Raw genomic sequence first — 21,778 nt, 5'->3', positions numbered from 1 at the left:
CCGGGGGGATGAAATGAATTTGCACCTGCTTGCCCGCAAATATGTGATGCCGATGCTTGCGATCAGCGCATCCTTTTCAACGTCATCCCTAGCGGCGACTCAGGCTGATCAGAACACGGCGCTGGCAGCTTTGCGCGACTATAACGTGGTTACCTTCGGCAACCTGACGACCAACAATCATATCGATGGTCGTATTTTCGTCGGGGGCGACCTGACTGCGACTGGCGCGGTGCTCGACATGAAGAACCCGGCCAATCCGAACGGAACCCCGGCCTTAACCGTCGGAGGCAATGCAAGCTTTGTAAACAGCCCGAGCGTGAACGGACCCAATGTCCGGGTTGGCGGCAGCATTAACGGGACTTTCAACAGCAACGGAGGTGGAACCGTCGTCACCGGCGGGGCGACCGCGATCGCGCAGCAGCGTGATACATTGCGCTCGGCGCTGACCGCTTATAGCAGCCATCTTTCCGGCCTCGACGATACCCAGCAAAACGCCGCGACCTACGATGGCCAGGTTTTGCGCATCTCGGCACCGCTCACGTTCAATGTCATCAACATCTCCGGCAACCTGCTGTCTTCGGTCAATGATCGTCTTCAGTTCACCAGCCTGGGCGGCACAACGATCATCAACGTCTCCGGAACGTCGATTTCGTTTACGCGGAACTTCCAGAACAATATGTCGAGCTATGGCTCGAACATTCTTTGGAATTTTTTCGAGGCGGAGACGATCACGCTCGGGGATTTTGGCGGGTCCATTCTCGCAGTCAATGCCGACCTGACCAAGAATGGTAATGGCGGCATCAACGGCAGCGTGATTGTCGACAACATTCTCGGACAGTCTGCCGAAATCCGCAACAACAGCTTCGCCGGCTCAAACATCGCACCTATCCCGGAAATGGCGACGTGGATGATGCTCATCGCTGGCCTCGGAGCGGTCGGTACGACGATGCGAAGCCGACGGCGCGTTGCTCTTCGTGTTGCCAAAGCCTGAGTCGAGGTGGTGGCGCCGCACTTGCATTTCCGCAGGTGCAAAAGGTCATGCCACCTAGGCACGGTTAGGCATATGGGATCGCGGCAACGCCCCCCACTCGCTCGATTGAAACGCCGCGATTTGATCAGACGAGGTGGGGGGGCTAACACCCAAAGCCGCTCTGCTGCATCCTTCGCAGGTCGGCTTTGCTATCTTGGATAGTTATCTGAGCTACCCAATCCGACGAATAGCAATCGCGCAAAACGGGTGGGGCCATTCCAAACCTCAAGCATTTGCATCATGCGCCTGTAACGAGAAATCGTAATCGGCCTGCTCGCTTTCGGGCATTTCAGCCAGTGAAACTGGTTTGGGATATGGCTGCAGACGCTGTCATATTCCATGAAGCCCCGAGAGCTTTGTCTTAGGGCTTGACGATATTATTTGCCGCTGTTCCATAAGGCTATGGAGCAACCTCACGCCAGGCACGAGAAGGTTCGCACTGAGCCATTAAGGCAATGGCGCTGATGCGAGAGCTGCGATCCTTGCTGCTGGAACGTTGGGATCAGCTTGCGTCTTCGAAGGCCGCCTTACCACATATCCCTCCTCGCGCGCGGCGATTGAACGGGCGCGGTTGGCGCAAAGCAGACACGCTCGATCCAGCGGGCAACATATCGTGACGGAATTATATTGGGTGAGCGATGTCTCAAATCGCAATGCTGAATCGGCGTTTAGCGGCACCATTTTGGTGGGTTCAGTGACCCAACACGCCCAAAATACACCTCGGTGGGCCTGGGAGATAAAGGCCGTCACCCTTGGTGATTTTGCACCGGGCAGCGGAGACGCCGCAACGCGGTATGAAGCGAAAGCGGTCCTGGAGCTTATCTGGTGCCGATGGCGGGAGGCAGCCGGATTGTGAGCCGATATGGCAGCGCTCCTCTCAGGTCGCGACCAGCGGACATCAAAATTGCATTGCACTGGGGAGGGGACCTGGATGACCGAAGAGGTCCGCTATTATCATCGCAAATATCTGGAAGCGGCCTGCTCGAATGACCCGCAACGGACGCCGGTTCGCCAAAGTCCAAATAAGGGATATATCGAATGCCTGAGATTTGGTTGGATCGAACAGCGTGTCGATCCTGATACGCGGGCTCAGTTCTACATCATCACGCGCGAAGGGATCGATGCGCTAAGTCGCCCAGCGCCGGCGTCGAGCAAATTACCCGTCAAGAGGTGCAGGAGGGCGCGATGGCGACGTGCGGATTTGCCGCCCCCTGCGAGCTTCTAGCATTCGCGGGCTTGCAGATGCTCAAACTGTAGCAGCCCGCTCGAGCCCGAAGATGCCGTTCGTCGAGCGATGTTGTCGTCGGTCGAGCGCTGTCTCGACGTCGGGCCTCAATCGGCTAGGTCGGATCTCGGCCATGCTCGCATGGTTTGGAAATGTGCTCGTCGCAGATCTGCAAGTCGCGGTGCGTACCCGGGAGCGGTGGAGCAAGACTCCCAAACCACGCTTAGCCGCTCCCGCATGGCTAGGCTGTGCATCCCTAGCTCCGGCCAGCGTTGGTCGCAGGCGAAAATGCGCCACGGCCTCATGATATTTCGCTTCGAAGGAATGCCCGCCCAAGTTAGATTGGTCGCCCAACCTCGGCCGGCGCCTTCGCCGTCGAGCTTGAGCGGCTGTAGCCACGACGCATTGCCAGTGGTACTGAGGTTTCTCACTGCTTGTGGCTGTGATGGCCAAACCTGCCAGCCTGAAAGCGATATGATGGTATGCGCGATATAGTCGATCAGCTGATCGTCTGGCACGGAGGGCGCATCGCCGGCGGTCTTGCAGTCGATCGCCAAGGCACGATGTATTTTGAATATGCGCCAGCTTGGCTCGCAGCGCCTGATACACAGCCCACTTCTTTTGCACTGCCAAAGACGATCGAAACCTTTGGCGACGCTGTCTGCAAGGCCGTGTTCGGCGGCCTTCCACCGGCGGAACGACAGCGCGCCGCCATTGCCCATAATTTCGGCCTGTCCACGAACAACTGCTTTCGCCTGCTCGCCGCTTTGGGGGGAGAAGTCGCCGGCGCCCTGCTTTTCTTGTCAGAGGGTGAAGTCCCCAGAACAGCGCTGGTCGGCAATACCCCCTGCGGGCTTGCGGCCTCGGCGCTTGCGGAGCTTATCGAGACTATGCCGCTCGCGCCGATGTTGGTCGGCGAGGGCGGAGCGCGCGTCAGTCTGGCGGGAGCACAGGACAAGCTCCCCGTTCTATTGGATCCGTCAGGGCGGATCGCGCTTCCGCGGGAGGGCGAGGCATCGACACATCTCATCAAGAGAGAGCCCGACCATCTGCCTGGCCTCGCTGCCAACGAAGCTTTCTGCCTTGCTTTGGCGCGCGCATCTGGCCTCGACGCCCTAGTTGGCGAATGGCGTCAGGCCGACCGACCCTATTTGCTCGTGACGCGCTACGACCGCGCCATAGGCAAAGCCGGTTCGGTTGAACGCTTGCACCAGGAAGACTTCGCGCAAGCGCTTGCCATGACGCCCGACCCAAAAAAAGGACGCCTTGGACGCCCTCATGTCGAGCTGCGGCCCGACTGGTTCGCGCGGCGACAACCCACCCTGATTCAGAACTGCTCCGCTTCGTCGATGGCGCGATCTTCAATCTGATCATCGGCAACGAAGGAAGAGGGGGCGAGAATTACAGCCTGCTTATGCGTCCTGAAGCTACGGTCCTAGCGCCCTTTATGATCTTGTCGCTAAACGGCTGTCGGCTGCGCCTTTCCCCGGCGAACAATTCTCTGTTGGCCAGCCTAGTGCGCAGATTGTCGATGGAAAAGCGCTCGCCCGCCTGGCGTCGGAAACCGAGATCGCGTTGCCTGCCGTCAGGCGTCGCGCCTCAGCGCTTGCTCAAGAGATCCTAACGAAGGTCGACACGATCGAGGTTCCGGGGCTCGAACCTTCAGAATATTTGGACGGCCTGCGCGACACTATCTTATCACGGGCGCAAAGCATGGCACTCGCAACGGCGTGATATAGTCGACGTTAAGGAAGCATTAGATCGCGCTGTGAGTTCAGGTCGGTTGCACAGTCCGCAGCAGATCGCTGATCTTTGTTGGCCGCGCCCAGAGGTGGTCCGAGCGCGGCACTCACAAGGTGTCGGTGACCAAACCGACAAAGCTCGATTATCATTTATTTCTCACAGCATCTTTAACGCTGATCTGCAAATTGGTGCGTATATTCGACATTGGTCGTGAATCTGATCGCCGATCCTACCTGGGTTCCACCCGTGTAAAGAAATCATGGCTGGCGGGGCAACAACCTGTCCGCCATATAGCGGATACGCCTCGCACGTACTCGCCGCGAGCGCGGCGCGAGCGCGGCGCCAAATCGCTTTGCAGACATTCTATCTGAATATGCGACCCCAGCTGCCGCCTTTCGACAGGGATCCTCCTCTTAATAGACTTTCGGCACCTCCGCCTCGGCAAAGGCGGTCCGCTTCCCCGATGAGAAATTGGCCTGCGTGACCTGCGGGGGGTCGGAGGCAACGAGGTCGACCGCCGTAGCGGTCGTAAGGATCACGGGCTCGGGCCCATTTACTTTTTCATTCAGCGCATCTGTCGATGATGAGCGCCGACCGGGATGAAAGCTCGCCGTTGCGGGAGTAACGTCTAGGGCCTCGGCATAATAGCCGCCGATGAGCGTCGCGGTGATGCCCAATGTCCATAGGCCAGCCGACCAGATTTTTGGTCTGTCGATCAACGCTCACCCCTTTTGCGCGACCTTTACGCCTCTTGGCCTCGCGATTCCTTCTGACACGCGGATGTTACGGTTAGCCTTCCATGTCCAGCGACTTTGCGCGATCGAGGCGACAAATCGACTTTGCGACTGTTTCTTGTGATCGATGTCAGATAGTGAGCAGCCCCGCAGTCCGATGCACACGAACTAGATTTGGCAGCCACCTATCGAGAGTTCCCACGAACGATCAGGTCGCGCGACGTTGACTGGAAACACTGATTTCGGAGCGGGGCAGATCACGTGCGGCGCGTATAATACACAGCTATCGCCAACCGGCATAATATCTGTTCGCTCTTTAAGCCTCGCGGACGGCTTGTTGGTCAATGCAGCACCACGTCTTAACCTCCGCCGCGATCATCGCGCCGCGCCGCAAATCTTTCCAGGCGAGCGCGCAGTTCCTCCTTGCGCATCCGCAGCAAATGCTGCTCGCGGCGCAGGCGCTCCAGTTCCAGCGCGGCTTTGGCTTCGCTATATCTTTCCATAGCTGCCGATAAGCTCCCGCGACATACATAGTTCCCGTCCAAAGACGAGTCGACCATTATCACAGTTAAATTGAAACCAAAACGGATTGATCTCTAGTCATCTATGTTTATCTATATTCTCTAAGCTTCAATGGGTTAGGTTCTCAAGGAGCTTGGTACCCCTGTTCTGGGTTTGCGCATTTGCAATCGTGGAGGTCATTATTTTCAAGTGAGGCAATAACTTATCGATCGTCACCGTCTTGCTCGATCAGTGTCGCGAGCCACTGGATCCCGATATTAGGGTGTAACGGGTGTTACAGCGGTTTGCGGCTGTGCCGCTTGAGAAAGCCGAGTGCGCATTCAATAGCTTTCGGTTTGCATTGCGTTTTGATGCGCTTGGCTATGCTCAACTCGTACCGGATGCTTCGGTGATGGCGGACCTGTGGCTTAGTAAGCGTTCGGCTCGTCAAGCCGAAGCCGCAACTGGATCATCCCCGCAGCAGTTCCGCTCCTCCGCTCGATGGGTAAAGCGCTGACGAAAAATAAAACGGCAGATGATCACGCCTGGGCGAAACAAGACTGCATTTGTCCCATCAACAAGCTGACAAGTGCAGCACGTATCGCGCTTGATCGGCGAGGCGCGTGTGCCTTTCTTGCTCCGCCCTCGCATCTCGCGGGTGAGCCTTTTGAATGCGTGAGCAATCATGCTGCATATTTGGCCAGAAGAGATCGTCGCCGCATCGGCCTTGACCGTCATCAAATATGCTTTTGCGACCCTGACTGGCATGCCAAGTTAGGGATACACTCCGCGTGCCACTCGGTATCTAAGCGAACTCCATCGGTCGATGGGACGAATCCCGCTTTGGGGCACACACACAAATCTTTGGCTGGAACATTCCAAAGCGAAGCCACGTTCCTTCGAAATTGGGGGAGGAATCTTCCGCAATACGGCAGGCTGCGCTAATCCGTCTTAGGCTGCAACCGACGTACTCGCGCGGCCTGCCGACATACGCGCCACTTCATTGCACATCACACGCCTCCGACAGGAGGCGCCGGTCTAGCCGTTTTCAGCCGATTTTCGCGGCAGTTCACCCCAAATACCCTAACGGCCATGGAACGTTGGTATATTGTTGCGGCTTCCCCGATGGGGCGGCGCATCCCAAACCTCGCCGCCCAGCCTGCCCTGCCCAGAGCACTTGCGGCGGGGCAGGCAGCTGGCGGGCTATATGATCCCGATCACGCTCGCAGGATCGGCATCATGCGCGATAGCGCGGATAAAATCTATAGAGTGACAGATCGCGTTTTTCCGTGCGTCGCTTTAAGCCGGTGAGGAGCAGTAAGGATCAGCAAGCGACGAGCAATTCGCGTCGCCCAATGCCGTCACGGTATCGCAACGGATCTGTGCGAACCATGCTTACGGATTCCACCAAACTCTGCGAAGCAATATTACATTTCGTTTCCCTGGATTCTTATCGTTGAGCCTCAAGGACATTGATTGTAGGATAAAATAAATTCGGGGAGGGATTCATGGGACTTGTCGCCAATGCGCGCAAAGGCCTCGGTTTTGCACACTTTCTTTATATGCAGCGCGTAAAGGGGTTCGATGTCCCCGATCGACCGCACTTTGACCCGCTTTCGACCGAGCCCTTCATAGATCGCCTTCGATCTTCAAAATTATATTTGGAGTTTGGCTCGGGGGGCTCTACCGTCGTGGCCGCTCAACTTGGCATTGAGACGATCACAGTCGAGAGCGACCGCTGGTTCGGGCGTGCGGTGCAGGCGAAAATCCACCCCGCCACCACGAACACAATGCTTTTCATCGATCTCGGGCTTACCCGGGATTGGAGCTACCCGGTTTTCAAGCGGCAAACACCGGCACGCCGAGCGCGGTGGGACGAATATACTGAAGCTCCGCGTCGTCATATCTCAAAGCTGGGCGGCCGGTTCCCGGATCTCATTCTCGTCGATGGCCGGTTTCGGATGGCTTGCGCCCTGGTCTGTGCGCAGGAAGCGCACCGCCTGGGCCAGTCCACGACGATCTGTGTCGACGATTATGGTGACAAAGATTGGTACCGGCCCTTGGAATATTCGCTCGGCACACCCGAACTCGTCGGGCGCATGGCGATATTCTCTGTGCATCCTGATCGCCCAGCTCCGACCCAGGACGTCATCGAGCGGGCAAAACGCGATTTTCGGTAGGGGCTGCTTTCTTAACTGGATGCGCGCAAACCAATCGTGATGCTGACCGCAGGCTCAAGGCTCGACCGCGCGAGGAAACCGCCGGAAGCGCTACCGCGCTGCGAGTTTTTGAATGCCGACTTGTGCGAGCGTAGCGATCAAGCTGACGATAGCGAGGGGTGAGCGGGTCGCCAGCCAGGCCAGTCCGCGCAACGCCACACGAGGCTCGTTCAGTCCGTCGCGGCTGAGGGCGGCTCTCACAAAATATACACGCCCGGCACGCTCGGAGATAAGGTTTCCTGCCAGTTTTATCCACTCAAGCGTTGCAGCGAGCCGCCTAGGCTGAAGTGATACACGCCCGGGCTGTAGATCGAGATCGTAGATTGCGAGCGGCTCGTCATCATAGAGCAGATCGGCACCGTCCGCCAAAACGCGCAATATGAAGTCCCAATCCTGGTGTCGCTTCAGTCCATCTCGAAACCTGATGCGCTGAGCCAGGTTGGTCGGCAGGAGCATGGTAGATGTTTGCAGGGCCTGACGTTCGACCATCAGATATTCGCTAATGTCCTCCTCGCGATCTGGCCCGCGCTTGTTGTGAAGATGTTCATCGCTGCCCCGACGCGAAATCACATTGCCTACTGCTATAAAGTCGCGATCTCGCCCGTGCCGCTTTATCGCTTCAAGTTGACGATCGATTTTCGCTGGTAGCCATCGATCATCTGAGTCCAGCAAGGCCACGAGGTCCGCGCTGGCGGCATCGATCCCGGTGTTTCTGGCGGCGCAGCCGCCGCGATTTCGCCCGTGCTTGATGAAATTGATGTTGTGACCAGGGCGGCGCAGATCGACATTCTCTGACCCGTCGGTCGACCCATCATCGACAACGATGATCTCGATATTGCCTAGTCCGAGCTCAAGAAGCGCGTCGACCGTCGCGACGGTCTGCTCTTTGCGGTTCATCGTCGGAATTACGATCGACAGATATGGCTGGTCACTCACCTCAACCCGCTCCCTTCGCAGAGGCTTACATTCCCCGACGCGATCATGCCGAGCACATTGAGTCGATGTGGCCCGCAATCACACCGCCCTCCCTATCAACCAACATTTCGCAGATGCAGCAATATTAAAATCCGCGCCGATCGATCGAAGGGTACCTCAGTCTTTCGCGTTCCTCGTGCGCCACTCACTCCACCAACGTCGATCGACGGCAAATCCAGGCGCTCGGCACCTTCACTCCGCCACCAGACCCAATGTTTGACAATCTGCGCAAGCTCCATCAGTTCGCCAGCCTTGCGCGATCGGAGCAAAGCATAGATGCCTCCATTCGATCAGCCTCACCGTCAAAGGAGCTTCTGCATGTCCCCGTCACCTTCTGTCGTCCGCTTTACGCTGGGACGTTTGGTGAAGGAGAGCAATTTATCGCTGGCGGAGCTTTCCCGTCGACTTGGTCGTGATCCCGCCTATCTGCAGCAATATGTCAAGCGCGGCTCGCCAAAGCGCCTGGACGATCTGGACCGCTTGTTCCTGGCAAACACCCTTATGGTGGACGAACGGGTGCTTGGCGCTCGAGATCCATGGAGTCCCGCTGTCGGCCTGACCGAAGACCTGCATCAGCTCCCTCTGCTCTAAAGCCGCTTGGCAATAAACGAAACCGACACGCCTACAGGGCGGGGCTAAAGCGGTGATGGGTCGCGCCCGCGGCGCCGCCCGCAATTCTCTTTCTGCAGCCGGGTGGCGTATGATGCCTCCGTCTGTCTCCCCGCACAATCGCCTCGTCTACACTTCGTTCTTTCATTGGAACAAAATCACGGGAGCAATCTTCTTAAATCATAATATCTCGAGCAGCCTGCAGCCCGCCGCCCCCCCTTTCTCGGCGGGCTCTTTTTTCCCAAAGATCCTGGTGCGATCGTTAATGACTCCCCGGCGCGAGATCATTACGAAGCACGGCCGATAATCGGGCTGCTAATCGCGCAGTCGTAAGGTCGCGCGTCTGGGGACCGACATCACCAGGTCAGTCACTAAGAAGCGCGCACAATGCTTCTGATTACCTACGAACCAAAACGTGGAGATCTCATTCCCATCTTCGCTACGATTTTGGGAATCCATCACTTTCATAACAGGCCCGCCACTTTTCAGTCGGACCCAATCCCCATCGGCAAAGTCAACCATAGCCCCCCCGAGCCAGCCAATTTGCTATAGTGAAATCTATACAACAATTCTGCTGTCAGCAGCAATCTCGATGTGTGATGGTACTGGGGAGGTTCTGGTCTCCCGCCTTGCGCGCGCTGACACCGCAATCGCTGCCAGGATCGCACAGGTCCGAAAGGCAGCGAAGGCTGGTAGATGCCACCTTAGATGCGATCAAGCGCCTGCACCCGAAAGACGCTTTCCGGGACATTGCGAAGTCAAAAGAGAGAAGGCTGCGTTGATCCAATCTGTGTCGAAGACGACAGCCTTAGCGCTGGTAAAAAAAAGGGCCCGTCGAGTATCCGACGGGCCGCAGGAATGTCCTGATGACGTCATGTCTAAAAGCATTCCGAGCGGCTAAGTTCCACCACCGACTTTGGCGGGGCGTTGGCACGATCGAGCGATGGGACATTTCCGCACGGCGAGTGGCCTGGATCAGCGCGAAGGCGACTAGGCTCGAGCCTGATCGCCGCAAGCCAAGTGGCCTGCCAAAAATTCTTCGGTAGGCCACCTAAGCATACTCGCCCAGTCACCTAGGCGTCTCCAGAATAGCCAAAGCGCCTTCTCAAAGTCTTAAGCTGCCAGGCCGCTAGCCCATGACACCGCAGGGTAGGCAGTAGCTCATATAGGTAATTCGCCTAGGCGCGAAAAAGTTGGAGACCTGAAATCTGCGCAGTCCTCCCGGCCCCGTATGATATCTTAGTTGGACAAAATCTCCGACCAAATATCTGATATCAAACGTTCCGATACTAGTAGCGGCGTGTGTGCGGGAGATGAGCGATGATCGAGAAGATATACGAGCAGGCACCGAAGGTCTCTAGCGTAGCGGGCGCTGTGGAGGTCGCTTGCCCCGACGGAAATCGGGTTATCTTTACCGCAGAAGCCGCGATTGAAACCAGCATGGAGCTGTTGGACAAGGCAGCCGAAGCGTGCGGAAAGCGGCTCCTCGAACATGACGTGAGAGACAGATTGCTAATGACGGCGGGCCGTGCCCATCGCTGACGGACAACGGTTCAATATATCCACCTACATAGTGATCTCGATCCAGCCAATTGAGATGCCAGACATGGCCGGCCCGGATTGGCTGACACTATATCGCTGATACTTGACGATCTGGCCGATAGAAGGAACTACCCCGACGCCTGCCGCATCGACTGACAGTGGGAAGCGCTTTACTGCAGCGACTAGTTCTCCATGCTTCTGATCCATCATGGGCAAAGACCGTATTAACAGCAAAGTCAGGTAATGTTGACATATGACAGGCCGCAGCCTTGATGGTTGCAGCCTTGATCGGAAGTTGCGACCTGCCATATGCTGGGTAAAAATCCCCCAAATCCAAGATCTTCCTTCTTGGATCAGCTAGGATACTACGATGCTGCAGTGCATCGCAATCGATTCGACTCGATTTTTTACCTAGTCTGATTTATCAACGAATCGCTTTCGTCTTAGACGGATGTTACCAATGAGCTTTTCACCACTCATGGAAAGATACAGCGAAGCTCAGGCTGCAACGAAATTGGCGCGCCTTGCCGAGGAGCAAGCCAATATCCGCAAGCGCGGTGATGATCTTCGAATGCGGTTGCGCAAGCTCGCATTGCGGCGGGAGGAAGGCCGCGCCCAGGCGTCGCGCAACGACACATAGACATATGCTCAGATTACTGTGAAATTGTGGTTTCTCTTTGCACTACATCCCGCCAGAATAACTTAACAAAGGACGTGAGCCTGTCGTGAGAGGCGGCCTAGCGGTCGATCGAAAGATCCGCTTTAGAGCGGCGGCGCTCTACCTTTTTGTCGTGCCAGACGTCACGATGAAGAGGCGGTGCGGGATCTGGCCAAGCCGGATCCACAATCGCCAACGGTGAGCTGGTACGACAGAACGCAATTACGGCCACCAACCCTGACACAGACAGAAATATGATAAGGGCGGCAGCCCAATGAGACGCGCCAATGCCGACCTCCAATATCAAATTCTGCCCCCCGCTAAATGGCCGCGTCGAGCCCGATCATAGCACCGGATTAACCTGTATAGGATAAGATCGACATGCGGAAGCTGTCAGAGCTCGAAAAGCCTGTGAGATCTGCGGTAGGAGACAATCGTCAGCGAGGATTTAAACCTCTTGCATGACGAGAGCATAGTTTCACCCACCCGTACGCTTCGCTTCAGCCCTCCTGGAGCGCCATGTCTACCATTGCATGCCAGACCATTTGGGCTGCAGTCCTGTTTTCAGGATCGTCTCCGTAATAGCCTGCAAATCCGCCCTCCTCAGCGCCTGCAGTTTTCATCGCCTCGCTGGGTTCACGCATCGCAATAATCGCGGCGCGAGCGACCGGCACATAGTGCTGCCATAATGACTTGCCGTTCATTGGCATAGTCGGAGCGCCGCCCTCGGCGCGGCAAAGCGCGCGTGCGACCTTTTCGACGATCGTGTCTGGCATAGACTCCCCCTTCTAGACTCTTCTATGCAACCGCCAAAAAGCTACTTTTCGCGACGACCTTAACATCAGCCATAAGCCGCGACACACATTTCGATCCAGAAAATGGTCGAACGCATGATGGGACCAGTGTCGCCAACGTTTCACGATTCTGTTCAACGCAGGCCTCCTGCCTGGCCTGGGCAACATCTCCGGCCCAAACATGCATTGACGACTTCGGGCGCGAGTGAATGACTAGGCGTCAACAGAGCATGCACGATGCAGGTCGTGCAAAGTATCGATCGGCATCAGTAGAGGCAGGCCCCAAGGATGGTGGTGCGGATTGCTGCGATCCCCCTCTTTCTATTGCTTGCGGCGCTCGCCACTACCTTCGCCGTCATCGAAATACGTCGTGGACACCGAGGGGCAGCCTGTACGCTTGCGCTGTTCGCCGGGCTATCCATCGCAATTCTCTATGCCTTGACCGCGCCATTTGTCGGCCTTTGAACGTCACTGGCTTGTCATTCTTGAGCGCCACCGATGGATCAGCACTGCTGTTGCTCCGCTCGAAAGCCTTCGTATCGCCGCGCATTTGAGAGCGGATGTCCGGGCGGCCGGGCAATCGCTCGGCTTCACTCGCTCAACCGGACGCCAGGCAGGTCGACAGAGTGCAGCTGCATCGACGCGCCGTCTTTCACCGACTTACTTTGCGATTACACGCTAGTCGGCGATTTGGCTCTAGAACCGTGCATAGGGTGCGCAGCATTGCCGGTCTCAGACCAACGAGCTCGCGGCAATGGTCGTCCGACTCCAGCCGCCCAGTTTGGGCTGGCCGGTTCGCGCCGCGCGTTACCAGTTCGAGTTTCTCCCGGCTGGTCGCAAGGGCCTCACGCGACGTTCGCTGCTCGGTGATATTGGCCGCGGTGCCGAACCATTCCACGATCACGCCTGACCCGTTGAGGATTGGCACTTCACGCGAAAATGTCCTTCCGATCGCGCCATCGGCCTGCAAAACCCGATGTTCGGGTACAAGAGGCTTCTTACCGCGGGTAGACTCATCGATCGCAGCGCAGGAAAAGCTTCACCACGTCTCCTCGGCGTCGCCATTGAGGGTCATGGCCGCGGCATATCTTCAACCGCGACGGTTCCGCCGGCCAGCGCCCGATCGATTAGGGGCCGAGGTCGTCCCATTTTTGGGGCCAGACCTCGCGCATCGGCTGATCCAGCGCCTGGCTGTGCCGTGCAAACAAAAGGCGCGGAGGAATCGTTATATGGGAAAGTCCGATCATGACCCCAGGCGATAAACATCGCAAAGCGCGACGCGAGCATGAGATCGACTGTCGTGCGCACCACGATTGGCCAGCCTTCGGGAGCTCCCCACGAGGTTGAGCGCCAATCGAAGACCGATACTGAATCGGCCATTCTTTGGCCGGCTGGCAGAGTCAGAAGATCGAGTTCATGAGAACTGACTATCTATCCGCCGCGCGAGGTGTTGGCCACCGTAGAACGGGGCACCACGCCAAAAGATTCGCAAATCATAAGGCCCGCCTAGCGGGGGGACTGCCAGGCGGGCCCTGAGTGGAGAGATCGCGGAGCGGGAATGGGCTACGACCTCAATGGGCACAACCCGTCGAAGTCAACGTGGTTCCAAGGCGTGCCACGGTCTTGCTAGATATCTTTGGTTGGACCAATCTCCACCTGCGCCTTGTCACGATACAGCACCAATTGAATCGGAGTGGCTCTGACGGGTTGAGCTATGGTCAGAGACGAGAAAAAGCCTGCGGGCGTGGCGCGGCTGATGTGCCTCATGCCAGTATTGTTGGTGGGGCGATACAATACGCACCAATCTGCGCTTAATGTTTCGGCGTGGGGGCAGGCGATATCCGGCAGATTGCGATCGTCCCTACCGAGGGCGCCGTGGTGGTCCTGCTGACGGCCACGCTCAAGATTTCGGACACTTGAAACGCTCGTCCACAGTTGCCGCTAATCATCGACAAAAAAGCGGGAGCTAGGCGTTCGTCTCTTCAGAGTGAGGGTCCGCGTTGAGACTATGAGCCGAAACTGAAAGGGCCGTGCCGCACGCTGGAATTGGGTTGCCATCATCTATCCTCATGTTTTCGGAGTGGGTCAGAAAACAAACTTGATGGCAGGCGGTTGCGGCGGCGCTGCCGCTAACTGATTTGCATCAATGTCTTTTTCGTTCGCGGCAGCTCCGCATCATGAACTTGCACGACGGTCAGGCTGAAAAGTTCTTGAGAATGCCGGAACGGCAAAACCGCAGCTTCGTCTTGGTAGCCAAAGATGTCGGCAGCCAAGCGATCTGGCGGACATGATCCTTATCACAGGCGACTGGTGGAATCATGAGCAAGAGCGGTGCGAGATATGAAGTCGATCGGCTGGTGCTCGTTCCGGACGATATCGACTTGTCGCGATCGCCGCTCGCCGGAGCGATCGATGCCGAAACCTATGTGCTTGGAGCCTTCAACCCCGGCCTGACGCGGCTGGCCAACGGCAATTTGCTCATGATGGTGCGGGTTGCCGAGGCGCTGCGCACGCCGGTTCGAGGCGGCCATGTCCACGCTATTCGCTGGTGCGAGGGGGGATATTGCCTCGATGCGTGGCCACTGGAACTGACCGAGACCGCCGACCCTCGCAAGTTCATGTTGCGGGCAGGGGGGTGGAAAATCATGGCCCTGACCTCGCTGTCGTGGCTGCTGCCTGTCGAGATGAGCCCAGATGGGCTGCAGATCGTGACATTTCACTATGACAGGGCCATCGCGCCGCAGCGCAACTATCAATGTTATGGCGTGGAAGATGCGCGGATCAGCCGGGTGGGTGACCGCTATCTCATGACGACCTGCTCGGTCAGCCCCGAGCGCCATTCGACGACGCTCTATAGCTCGGCGAACGGGCTCGACTGGACACTCGAGGGGATCGTTCTCGATCATCAGAATAAGGATATGCTGATCTTTGAAGGGACGATTGCAGGAAAATATTGGGCGCAGACGCGACCGCTCGGTGATCTCTATTTCGCCTATCCACCCGATAGCGAGTGGCGAGCCGGGCCTTCGATTAATCTGGCGAGTTCACCCGATGCTTTACACTGGAAGCCGTGTGAGACCCCGGGGATCCGACCACATGCAGGTACGGTCGCGACCGCGCGGATCGGGGGCGGGGCACCGCCAATCCTGACCAAGGGCGGCTGGTTGACACTCTGGCACGGTGTTGAGCCAAAAGAGATAGTCGGTATCTACCGGACATATTGGTCGCTGTTGGATCGTGATGACCCGTCGATTACCTTGCGGACCGACCACCGGCCTCTGATTGAGCCCAGTCCGGTGCTGACCCGGCCGATCGAGGATCAGATGTACCTGCGCGATGTCGTCTTCACGACAGGAATCGTCGATCATGAGCAGATCTACGTGGTGGCATCAGGTGAAGCCGACCTCGCATGCCGCGTCACCCACATCCCAAAAACGTTGTTCGACTGATTTCAGCTCATAGCCTTGAGCAGGGATGCGATCGGAACGAAGCAGAACGCAACCGAGCTGTCAGCGACGCCATAGGGCATGAACAGCAGATCCTCATGACGGATAGCGCCGCACGTGTAGACGACGTTGGGGACATAGCCCTCACGATCCTCGTCCGCAGCAGCGAGAAGCGGGTTAGGTGTCCGGCCGATAATTTTCGAAGGGTCGTCCTTGTCGAGCAGGATCGCACCGATCGAATATTTGCGCATAGCTCCAACGCCATGTGTGAGTACCAGCCAGCCGTCATCTAGTTCGATAGGGGCGCCGCAATTTCCGATCTGGACCAGTTCCCAGGGATATTTGGGCGCGAGCAGCAGCTCACCTTCGCTCCATTCGTCGATAGTGTCAGATTTGATAAGAAAGAGATTTTCGCCGTCTTGCCTGCCGATCATGAGATATTGGCCAGCAATGGTCCGGGGGAACAGGGCCATTCCTTTGTTACGGGCGGCCGATCCCCGAATTGGCTGCATTCGAAAACTGCGAAAATCTTCGGTGCGAAGAAACTCTGAGCGGATCTGACGCCCATCATAGGCGGTGTAGGTGCCAATCCACTCGTGGCGCCCATCATCGTGCGTGAACTCGAGCAGGCGAAGATCCTCAAGGCCGTTCGATTGCGCAGCAGTGATCGGGAAGATCAATGTGCCCGAAATCGTCGAATCCTGGTGACGATGGATTTCGATGATCTCGTTCACCGGCTGTTCGTGACCAAGCAATGTGGCGGCGGTCGCAAAGGGAGGCTCCGGCCCGAGGGCAAAATGGCTACCGGGCGACAAGATGCCCTCGCGAAAGGCGATCGAACTGATGTGTCCCTCGCCGACTGCGCGCAGCGACATTATGATCCGCTGTGATCCCTTTGACAGGCCGGTCTGATCGGGATGGCGAACGATGCTGGGATTTCATCAATGCCGCGGCGGCATAGCTATATTCGTGGCAGAAATAGGCGCCGATCAATTGGTGCTTGATCGCCGAGATGCCCCCATTCAATCCGACCGCGTGCGCAATATGGTCGTACCTCTGATTGAAGACATTGCGCGTCTGCCAGTGACGAGCCTCGAAATCGCGCAATACCGCTTGCAGTTCGTGCTCGGCTTGCTGTTCGTCGAGCGCAAGAACCTGTTCGATAATGCGGCCTACTCGACCTTTTGACGGATTGGCCGGATCAAAGGGGATAAAAAACGGCCGCACCACCACACGCGAGGCATCGGCCTGCAAACGCAGCGGCGCGTGGGTGACGTCCTGAAGAATTTCCCGGCCCTCCCGAAAGCGTCGCGTTCAGACAGCAACCGCCTCGGTCTGCGATGGTTCCACGATCTCCTCAGCCTGAAGTCGTGCGATCGCGCAGCAAGCGAACTGAAACGCCAGCACCGATTCCGCCCCCGTGTTAAGATTGGCGCGATCGCTCATCAATCCGTCAAAGCAAGCGCCAGCGTTCATCGACGCCATTGGTAGGCCAAGATCGTTGTCGCCAAGATACCAGCGCCAGGCCCGCATCGCTGCGTCATTCCAGCCGCTGTCACCACTTATAGCGGCGGCGGTCAGAGCCGCGTCGATGCTGGCCCAAGCTTCAAGCGGCTGCTGATCATAGGGCAGGGGGGCTGCGAAGCGGCGGCCGAAACTCTCGGTGCCAATCGCGCGATAATATCCGCTGGGAGCGGTCTGGAGGAGATCGAGCCAGGTCAATGCATCCAGGCCATCGGCTACCATTGCTTCGCGCTCGAGGATATCGCCTGCGATCATCAGGGCTTCGGGCAACCGGGCATTATCGTAACCGAGCACCGGCTCAAACCAGCGCCAGTCGTCGCGACGATAAGCGAGAAGCTCCGCATGAAGGCGCTCGCCAAATTTTTCCATGATCAGTCGGGCGACGGCATGAGAAGGCGTGACCTTCAGAACCGAGGTTGCGCCCAGCATTGTAAAGGCGCATGCGCGAATGCTGCGCAAGGCAAGCGCATGGGGCGCGACCTGATCGAACAGGTGGATCGCCCATCGCCTGAGATCCTGGCGCTGCGCTTCATGTGCCGTGACGCCCACAGACCACAATGAGCGCCCGAAGCTGTCCTCCGAGCCGACCTCCTCGAGCCAACGTCGGTCATAACTCATGAAATTGCGGAACGCGCCGCGTGCGCTGTTCCACGCGTGCTGAACGAATGAGGCATAGATGATCGCAAGGGCTTCACTGCGATCACCCCGCGCATTGCCGAGGCGGTGCATAAGGATCAGAGCCCGGGCATTGTCATCGACGCAATAGCCGTGGTTACGGTCCGGCACCGAGAAAATCGAGTGCTGCATCATGCCGCAATGATCACTGAGCTGTTCGATGGCGTCGAGACAGGGAGCCGCTTCGACTTGTCGATAGGCCATTGGTAAACGTACGGCACCGTCCCAGGCGACATCATCAAAGATCGCGAGATAAGCTTCGGCGAGGCGCTGCCAGATCATCGTGCGGCCCAGCGCATATGCGTTATGTCGGGCGGCCTCGCGCCGATCATCATCAGATAACAATGCGCTTAGCTCGCGTGCAAAGCCTACATGGTCTCCGAACGGCACCAAAGCGCCGAGTTCGGATGTGAGAATCTCGACGGCATGCCAAAATGGTGCTGACACGACCGGCTTCCCAAGCGCGACAGCATAAGACAGTGTCCCGCTCGTGATTTGCGCTTCATTGAGGTATGGCGTGACATAGATGTCGACGGCTTCGAGATAATCGAGCAACCGTTCGGTCTCGGTATATTCATTGACGAAGCGAATGTGCGCAGCCACGCCGAGCTCGGCGGCCAGCGCCGACAGACTCTCGCGATATGCCTCCCCGTCTCTGGCAACCAGAGTGGGGTGGGTCGCGCCAAGCACAATATAGAGCGTGTTGGGGTGCTCAGCGACAATCGCTGGCAGCGCTTGAATGATCGTCTCAATGCCTTTGTTGGGCGACAGCAGCCCAAAAGTCAGCAAGACATGGTGGCCATCATAGCCAAAACGACGCTTTGCCGTTTCGATGTCGGCGAGCGGCCGGTCCGGAACCCCGTGCGGGATAACTACGATTTTTGAAGATGCGATCCCGTGGACGTCCTCGAGGAAGCGACGCCCTTTTTCTGCCATTACAACAAGCTTTGAGGCGCGACGGGCCAGACCTTCAATCACCGTCCGCTGGTCGGGACTAGGATTGTCTAGGACGGTGTGCAGCGTTACGACAACCGGCTTGTGGGTACGGTCGAGCAGCTGGAGCAAATGAGCCCCGGCCGGACCGCCAAAGATACCATATTCGTGCTGGATCAGGATGATCTCGGCGCCGCTGTCGTTAATGCGACGCGCCGCAGCACGGTAGTCGGCCAGATCGGACTGTCCGACTTGGCACACGACCTCGGGCGGGTAGGCATGCAGCCCGCCGGGCTCGTCCATCGCGTAGACGTCAGCCTGCAATTCCGGCCGCTGCGCGATGAGCGCCGAACGAATATCTGCTGTGAAGGTGGCGATCCCGCACATTCGTGGCGGGTGATTACCAATGATCGCGATGCGGGTAACGCGTCGACCTGAATTATCCACTGCCACGTCCCTTGCCAGCGCCCGACCGATACCCGACCGATATATGTACGAGGCTAAATGCGTGTTGGCTTTGAAAGTTGCGGCTGGATCAGCGGTCACAGATCGTTGCTAATCTAAATCAGCACGATTGGATTGGCATGGCCGTCAAGGTCGATGCGCGGGGTCGCTAGGGCTCGACGTGGCAGTTATCGCCATATCAGTTCACAATATTCGCTCGAGCTTTAATCGTTGACTGGTTTTCCCAGTCTTTGAAGCCTAAATAGCATGTAGCGCTTTTTGGAGGACGCATGAAAACCGACGGTCTCATCCATTTCACCGCCAACATTGTAGCTGCACATGTTGAGAACAACGCTGTATCGGTCGCAGCGGTGCCGGATTTGATCAAATCGGTACATCGGGCAATCGCCGGCCTTTCAACCGAGACTTTACAGCCAGTCGAAGAACTTAAGCCTGCGGTTACAATTCGAGCGTCCATTCGCCCGGATACAATTACCTGCCTCGAGTGTGGCGTGAAGCAGAAGATGATCAAGCGGCATCTTTCTACTGCTCATGGCCTCACTCCCGAAGATTATAAGGCAAAATGGGATCTGCCTGCCGACTACCCGATCGTAGCACCCAATTACGCGATCAGGCGCTCGGAGCTTGCAAAGCAGAATGGCCTTGGAACGAAAGGCCGCGGGAAGATCGAATTGCCCAAAGGCAGCAAGCGATCACGCAAGTGACGCCCTGATAAATGATGTCCGATCATGATCTTACGTGACGGGGCGCAATCATGAGCTTCGTTCGATCGCTCATTTAAGAATTAGTCAGATCATGATGCGATAACGTGCATTACGGCAAGATTGCCGCGAATGATGTATGGCCACGCTCGACCGCCTCTGAGCGTGGCCATATACTGGACCGTCTTTCCATGCGCAGGCGGCTAAGGTCGTCCAGTGAGTGCTCGAACAAGGGATGAGGCCGCTCTTGTTTGTTCCCTCTGCGAGAAAGTCGGCGTGCGCGTCGATGGCTGAGCCCCTACTTCAGCATTTCGTATTTGTGCCCGACGTGGACGATCGAGCATCTGTCCTTGCAAGCATTCCCCGAATACCAAATATTAAGGTTATGGCTGGATTAACGTTGGCAGGGGCCGGCGCCTGAGATCCAGATCTGAACCGGCCGCGCTCTCTTTAGGGAACTAGCGGACATGGGCCACAGCATCAGTACGCAGCAATTTCTCGCAGACAGCCGGCTCCGCGACGCGGTTAGCGGAAACACCGATGCCTGTTTCGATCTGGGAATATGCTATTCGGCAGGGACCGATGGTTATGGTCTGGACCTCATCGAAGCCCACAAGTGGTTCAACATCGCCGCGGTGAAGGGCGACAGGCGGGCAGGAGAGTGCCGTGCTGAGGTGTCTCAGAATATGACAGCGCGCGAGATCGCCGAAGCACAGCGGCAGGCCCGAGCGCTGCTGACCAGCCGGCAAAGCCCAACTGCCTGGTAATATATCATTGCCGCAGGCCAGCGGTACCGGATCAATCGTGGCCTTCTAACTGATTTCCTTGCACCGTCTTCTCGTTCGCCTCGCCGCGCACCGAGCAACTGACTGCCATCTCGTTGAACGATCCGATTTTTTGACGCGCTGGGCGCCGATCGGGTAGCGCCTGAGATACGCGACTTCGCTCTGCTCAGTCCTGTTAGACTTTCGTCGCAGCCATCGGCGCGAGGCGAGGGCCCATGCGTCCCAGTTAACAATCATTGACTATGCGCTTTGCGCGTGTTTGCGCATGGTGAAGCCGCTCTACTGAAGAGTTGGGAGGTTATGGTGTCGATCGGAAAATCTGGGGCGCGTCTCATCATGCTCGCACTGGCTGGCGCTGCCTGGCTGGGCATCATAAAATTTGCCAGCGCCGTGGGAGCAACCGTTGCACCACTAATGTCGCCTGTATCCGAGCTTTGGGCGCTGACCGCAGGAGCCCTCGTGGTGATCAGCGCCATCACGCTGCCCAGCCGGATTAATGCGGATCAAGCATCGGGCCCGACCTCGCGGGGATGATCCCAATCCAGCGCCACAGCCTGTAGCCCGCATGCCGAAAGCGGGATTATATACGGCCTCTGACACGACGAACGAGAATGGGGCCGTCATGGACAATCGCAAACTCGCGAACATAACGGCAGATATCGTCGCAGCTCATTTTTTGAAAACCCGGGTTGCAATGCGGGAGGTGCCACCGCTTCTGCTCGCGATCCACGAAGTGGTGACCCGACTGTCGCGACCCGCTTCAGATCAGAAAGCCCCCACACCCGCCATATCGATACGTGCCTCCGTCAAGCCGGATATACTCACCTGCCTGGAATGTGGATCCAAGCAAAAGCTGCTCAAGCGCCATCTTGCCAGTTACCACAAGATGTCACCTGAAGATTATCGATCGAAGTGGCACCTTCCTTCGGATTATCCGATGATCGCTCCCAATTATGTCGTGGAGCGACGGCGACTTGCCGCAAAATATGAGCTTGGGAAAAAGCTAGGGAAGCGACCAGTGGCCGGCGTTCGTACTGATCCGGACGGGTCCGAGTAAGAGCGGCAGAGCACGGTCCATGCGCGGCTGCACTCGCTTCAGGCAGGAAACTCGCGATGTATTTTTGCCCGGCAGCCCCTCTCTTCACTGCCGGGCATCGCGTTACCGATCCGTTGGGCGGTCGCGAGTAAGCAAATCAAACCAGAATTGCCGTCTGGTCGA

Annotated in this window: 20 protein-coding genes and 1 pseudogene; 12 read left to right on the top strand and 9 right to left on the bottom strand. The window is 57.4% G+C overall.

Features of this window, described 5'->3' with window-relative positions; translation table 11 throughout:
• Positions 1-13 precede the first annotated feature (13 nt).
• The 3 genes from EOD43_RS18150 (at position 14) to EOD43_RS18140 (ending at position 3,625) form a co-directional block, all read left to right on the top strand.
• Positions 14-991, top strand: a complete 978-nt coding sequence (locus tag EOD43_RS18150) for a choice-of-anchor A family protein (RefSeq protein WP_127745465.1) — start codon at positions 14-16, stop codon at positions 989-991.
• A 970-nt stretch (positions 992-1,961) separates the two neighbouring features.
• Positions 1,962-2,255: a hypothetical protein gene (locus EOD43_RS18145; protein WP_127745464.1), complete on the top strand. Its 294-nt coding sequence runs from the start codon at positions 1,962-1,964 to the stop codon at positions 2,253-2,255.
• Between the two features lie 482 nt (positions 2,256-2,737).
• A complete protein-coding gene (locus EOD43_RS18140) occupies positions 2,738-3,625 on the top strand; it encodes a HipA domain-containing protein (protein WP_127745463.1) in 888 nt (295 codons plus the stop codon).
• A 786-nt stretch (positions 3,626-4,411) separates the two neighbouring features.
• On the opposite strand, the gene EOD43_RS18135 is transcribed toward EOD43_RS18140, so the two are convergent.
• From EOD43_RS18135 to EOD43_RS18130, 3 genes are all read right to left on the bottom strand, one after another.
• On the bottom strand, positions 4,412-4,717 hold the full coding sequence (locus EOD43_RS18135; protein ID WP_127745462.1) for a hypothetical protein: 306 nt from the start codon (positions 4,715-4,717) through the stop codon (positions 4,412-4,414).
• 374 nt (positions 4,718-5,091) lie between these two features.
• Complete coding sequence (locus tag EOD43_RS23750; RefSeq protein WP_164857320.1) at positions 5,092-5,235, bottom strand: hypothetical protein; 144 nt, start codon at positions 5,233-5,235, stop codon at positions 5,092-5,094.
• A gap of 445 nt (positions 5,236-5,680) precedes the next feature.
• Positions 5,681-5,971: a hypothetical protein gene (locus EOD43_RS18130; RefSeq protein ID WP_127745461.1), complete on the bottom strand. Its 291-nt coding sequence runs from the start codon at positions 5,969-5,971 to the stop codon at positions 5,681-5,683.
• 770 nt (positions 5,972-6,741) lie between these two features.
• Here EOD43_RS18130 and EOD43_RS18125 point away from each other — a divergent pair.
• A complete protein-coding gene (locus EOD43_RS18125) occupies positions 6,742-7,413 on the top strand; it encodes a hypothetical protein (protein ID WP_127745460.1) in 672 nt (223 codons plus the stop codon).
• 90 nt (positions 7,414-7,503) lie between these two features.
• On the opposite strand, the gene EOD43_RS18120 is transcribed toward EOD43_RS18125, so the two are convergent.
• Complete coding sequence (locus EOD43_RS18120) at positions 7,504-8,388, bottom strand: glycosyltransferase family 2 protein (RefSeq protein ID WP_127745459.1); 885 nt, start codon at positions 8,386-8,388, stop codon at positions 7,504-7,506.
• Positions 8,389-8,745: 357 nt separating this feature from the next.
• On the opposite strand from EOD43_RS18120, the gene EOD43_RS18115 reads away from it, so the two are divergent.
• Entirely contained in the window at positions 8,746-9,018 is a 273-nt protein-coding gene (locus tag EOD43_RS18115; RefSeq protein ID WP_127745458.1) for a helix-turn-helix domain-containing protein, read from the top strand.
• Positions 9,019-9,351: 333 nt separating this feature from the next.
• On the opposite strand, the gene EOD43_RS24250 is transcribed toward EOD43_RS18115, so the two are convergent.
• Positions 9,352-9,558 (bottom strand): DUF2158 domain-containing protein, encoded by a 207-nt coding sequence (locus EOD43_RS24250; RefSeq protein ID WP_127745457.1) that lies wholly within the window; start codon positions 9,556-9,558, stop codon positions 9,352-9,354.
• Between the two features lie 798 nt (positions 9,559-10,356).
• Here EOD43_RS24250 and EOD43_RS18105 point away from each other — a divergent pair.
• Complete coding sequence (locus EOD43_RS18105) at positions 10,357-10,578, top strand: hypothetical protein (protein ID WP_127745456.1); 222 nt, start codon at positions 10,357-10,359, stop codon at positions 10,576-10,578.
• A 460-nt stretch (positions 10,579-11,038) separates the two neighbouring features.
• Positions 11,039-11,218, top strand: coding sequence for a hypothetical protein (locus EOD43_RS18100; RefSeq protein WP_127745455.1), 180 nt, complete (start codon positions 11,039-11,041; stop codon positions 11,216-11,218).
• Between the two features lie 518 nt (positions 11,219-11,736).
• Here the strand turns inward: EOD43_RS18100 and EOD43_RS18095 are convergent.
• Positions 11,737-12,012, bottom strand: coding sequence for a hypothetical protein (locus EOD43_RS18095; RefSeq protein ID WP_127745454.1), 276 nt, complete (start codon positions 12,010-12,012; stop codon positions 11,737-11,739).
• 306 nt (positions 12,013-12,318) lie between these two features.
• Here EOD43_RS18095 and EOD43_RS23745 point away from each other — a divergent pair, with 306 nt between their 5' ends.
• A complete protein-coding gene (locus tag EOD43_RS23745) occupies positions 12,319-12,495 on the top strand; it encodes a hypothetical protein (RefSeq protein WP_164857319.1) in 177 nt (58 codons plus the stop codon).
• Positions 12,496-14,159: 1,664 nt separating this feature from the next.
• Here EOD43_RS23745 and EOD43_RS23740 read toward each other — a convergent pair.
• Positions 14,160-14,303: a hypothetical protein gene (locus EOD43_RS23740; RefSeq protein ID WP_164857318.1), complete on the bottom strand. Its 144-nt coding sequence runs from the start codon at positions 14,301-14,303 to the stop codon at positions 14,160-14,162.
• Between the two features lie 45 nt (positions 14,304-14,348).
• On the opposite strand from EOD43_RS23740, the gene EOD43_RS18090 reads away from it, so the two are divergent.
• The gene (locus EOD43_RS18090; protein WP_127745453.1) at positions 14,349-15,479 is read left to right on the top strand and encodes a glycoside hydrolase family 130 protein; all 1,131 of its coding nucleotides are present in this window, start codon (positions 14,349-14,351) and stop codon (positions 15,477-15,479) included.
• Between the two features lie 2 nt (positions 15,480-15,481).
• Here the strand turns inward: EOD43_RS18090 and EOD43_RS18085 are convergent.
• Together EOD43_RS18085 and EOD43_RS18080 are read right to left on the bottom strand one after the other, a co-directional pair.
• Positions 15,482-16,763, bottom strand: a pseudogene (locus tag EOD43_RS18085) (glycoside hydrolase family 130 protein).
• 27 nt (positions 16,764-16,790) lie between these two features.
• Positions 16,791-18,995, bottom strand: coding sequence for a glycosyltransferase family 4 protein (locus tag EOD43_RS18080; protein WP_127745790.1), 2,205 nt, complete (start codon positions 18,993-18,995; stop codon positions 16,791-16,793).
• Positions 18,996-19,342: 347 nt separating this feature from the next.
• Here EOD43_RS18080 and EOD43_RS18075 point away from each other — a divergent pair, with 347 nt between their 5' ends.
• The 3 genes from EOD43_RS18075 to EOD43_RS18065 all read left to right on the top strand — a co-directional run bounded on the left by EOD43_RS18075 (position 19,343) and on the right by EOD43_RS18065 (position 21,616).
• Positions 19,343-19,777, top strand: coding sequence for a Ros/MucR family transcriptional regulator (locus tag EOD43_RS18075; RefSeq protein ID WP_127745452.1), 435 nt, complete (start codon positions 19,343-19,345; stop codon positions 19,775-19,777).
• A 464-nt stretch (positions 19,778-20,241) separates the two neighbouring features.
• Complete coding sequence (locus tag EOD43_RS18070; RefSeq protein WP_127745451.1) at positions 20,242-20,541, top strand: hypothetical protein; 300 nt, start codon at positions 20,242-20,244, stop codon at positions 20,539-20,541.
• Between the two features lie 640 nt (positions 20,542-21,181).
• Positions 21,182-21,616, top strand: a complete 435-nt coding sequence (locus tag EOD43_RS18065; RefSeq protein WP_127745450.1) for a Ros/MucR family transcriptional regulator — start codon at positions 21,182-21,184, stop codon at positions 21,614-21,616.
• The last annotated feature ends 162 nt before the right edge of the window (positions 21,617-21,778 follow it).

Origin of the sequence: Sphingomonas crocodyli, from assembly GCF_004005865.1 — a bacterium.
Classification (GTDB): Bacteria; Pseudomonadota; Alphaproteobacteria; order Sphingomonadales; family Sphingomonadaceae; genus Rhizorhabdus; species Rhizorhabdus crocodyli.
This window is presented reverse-complemented; position numbering and strand designations above follow the sequence as displayed.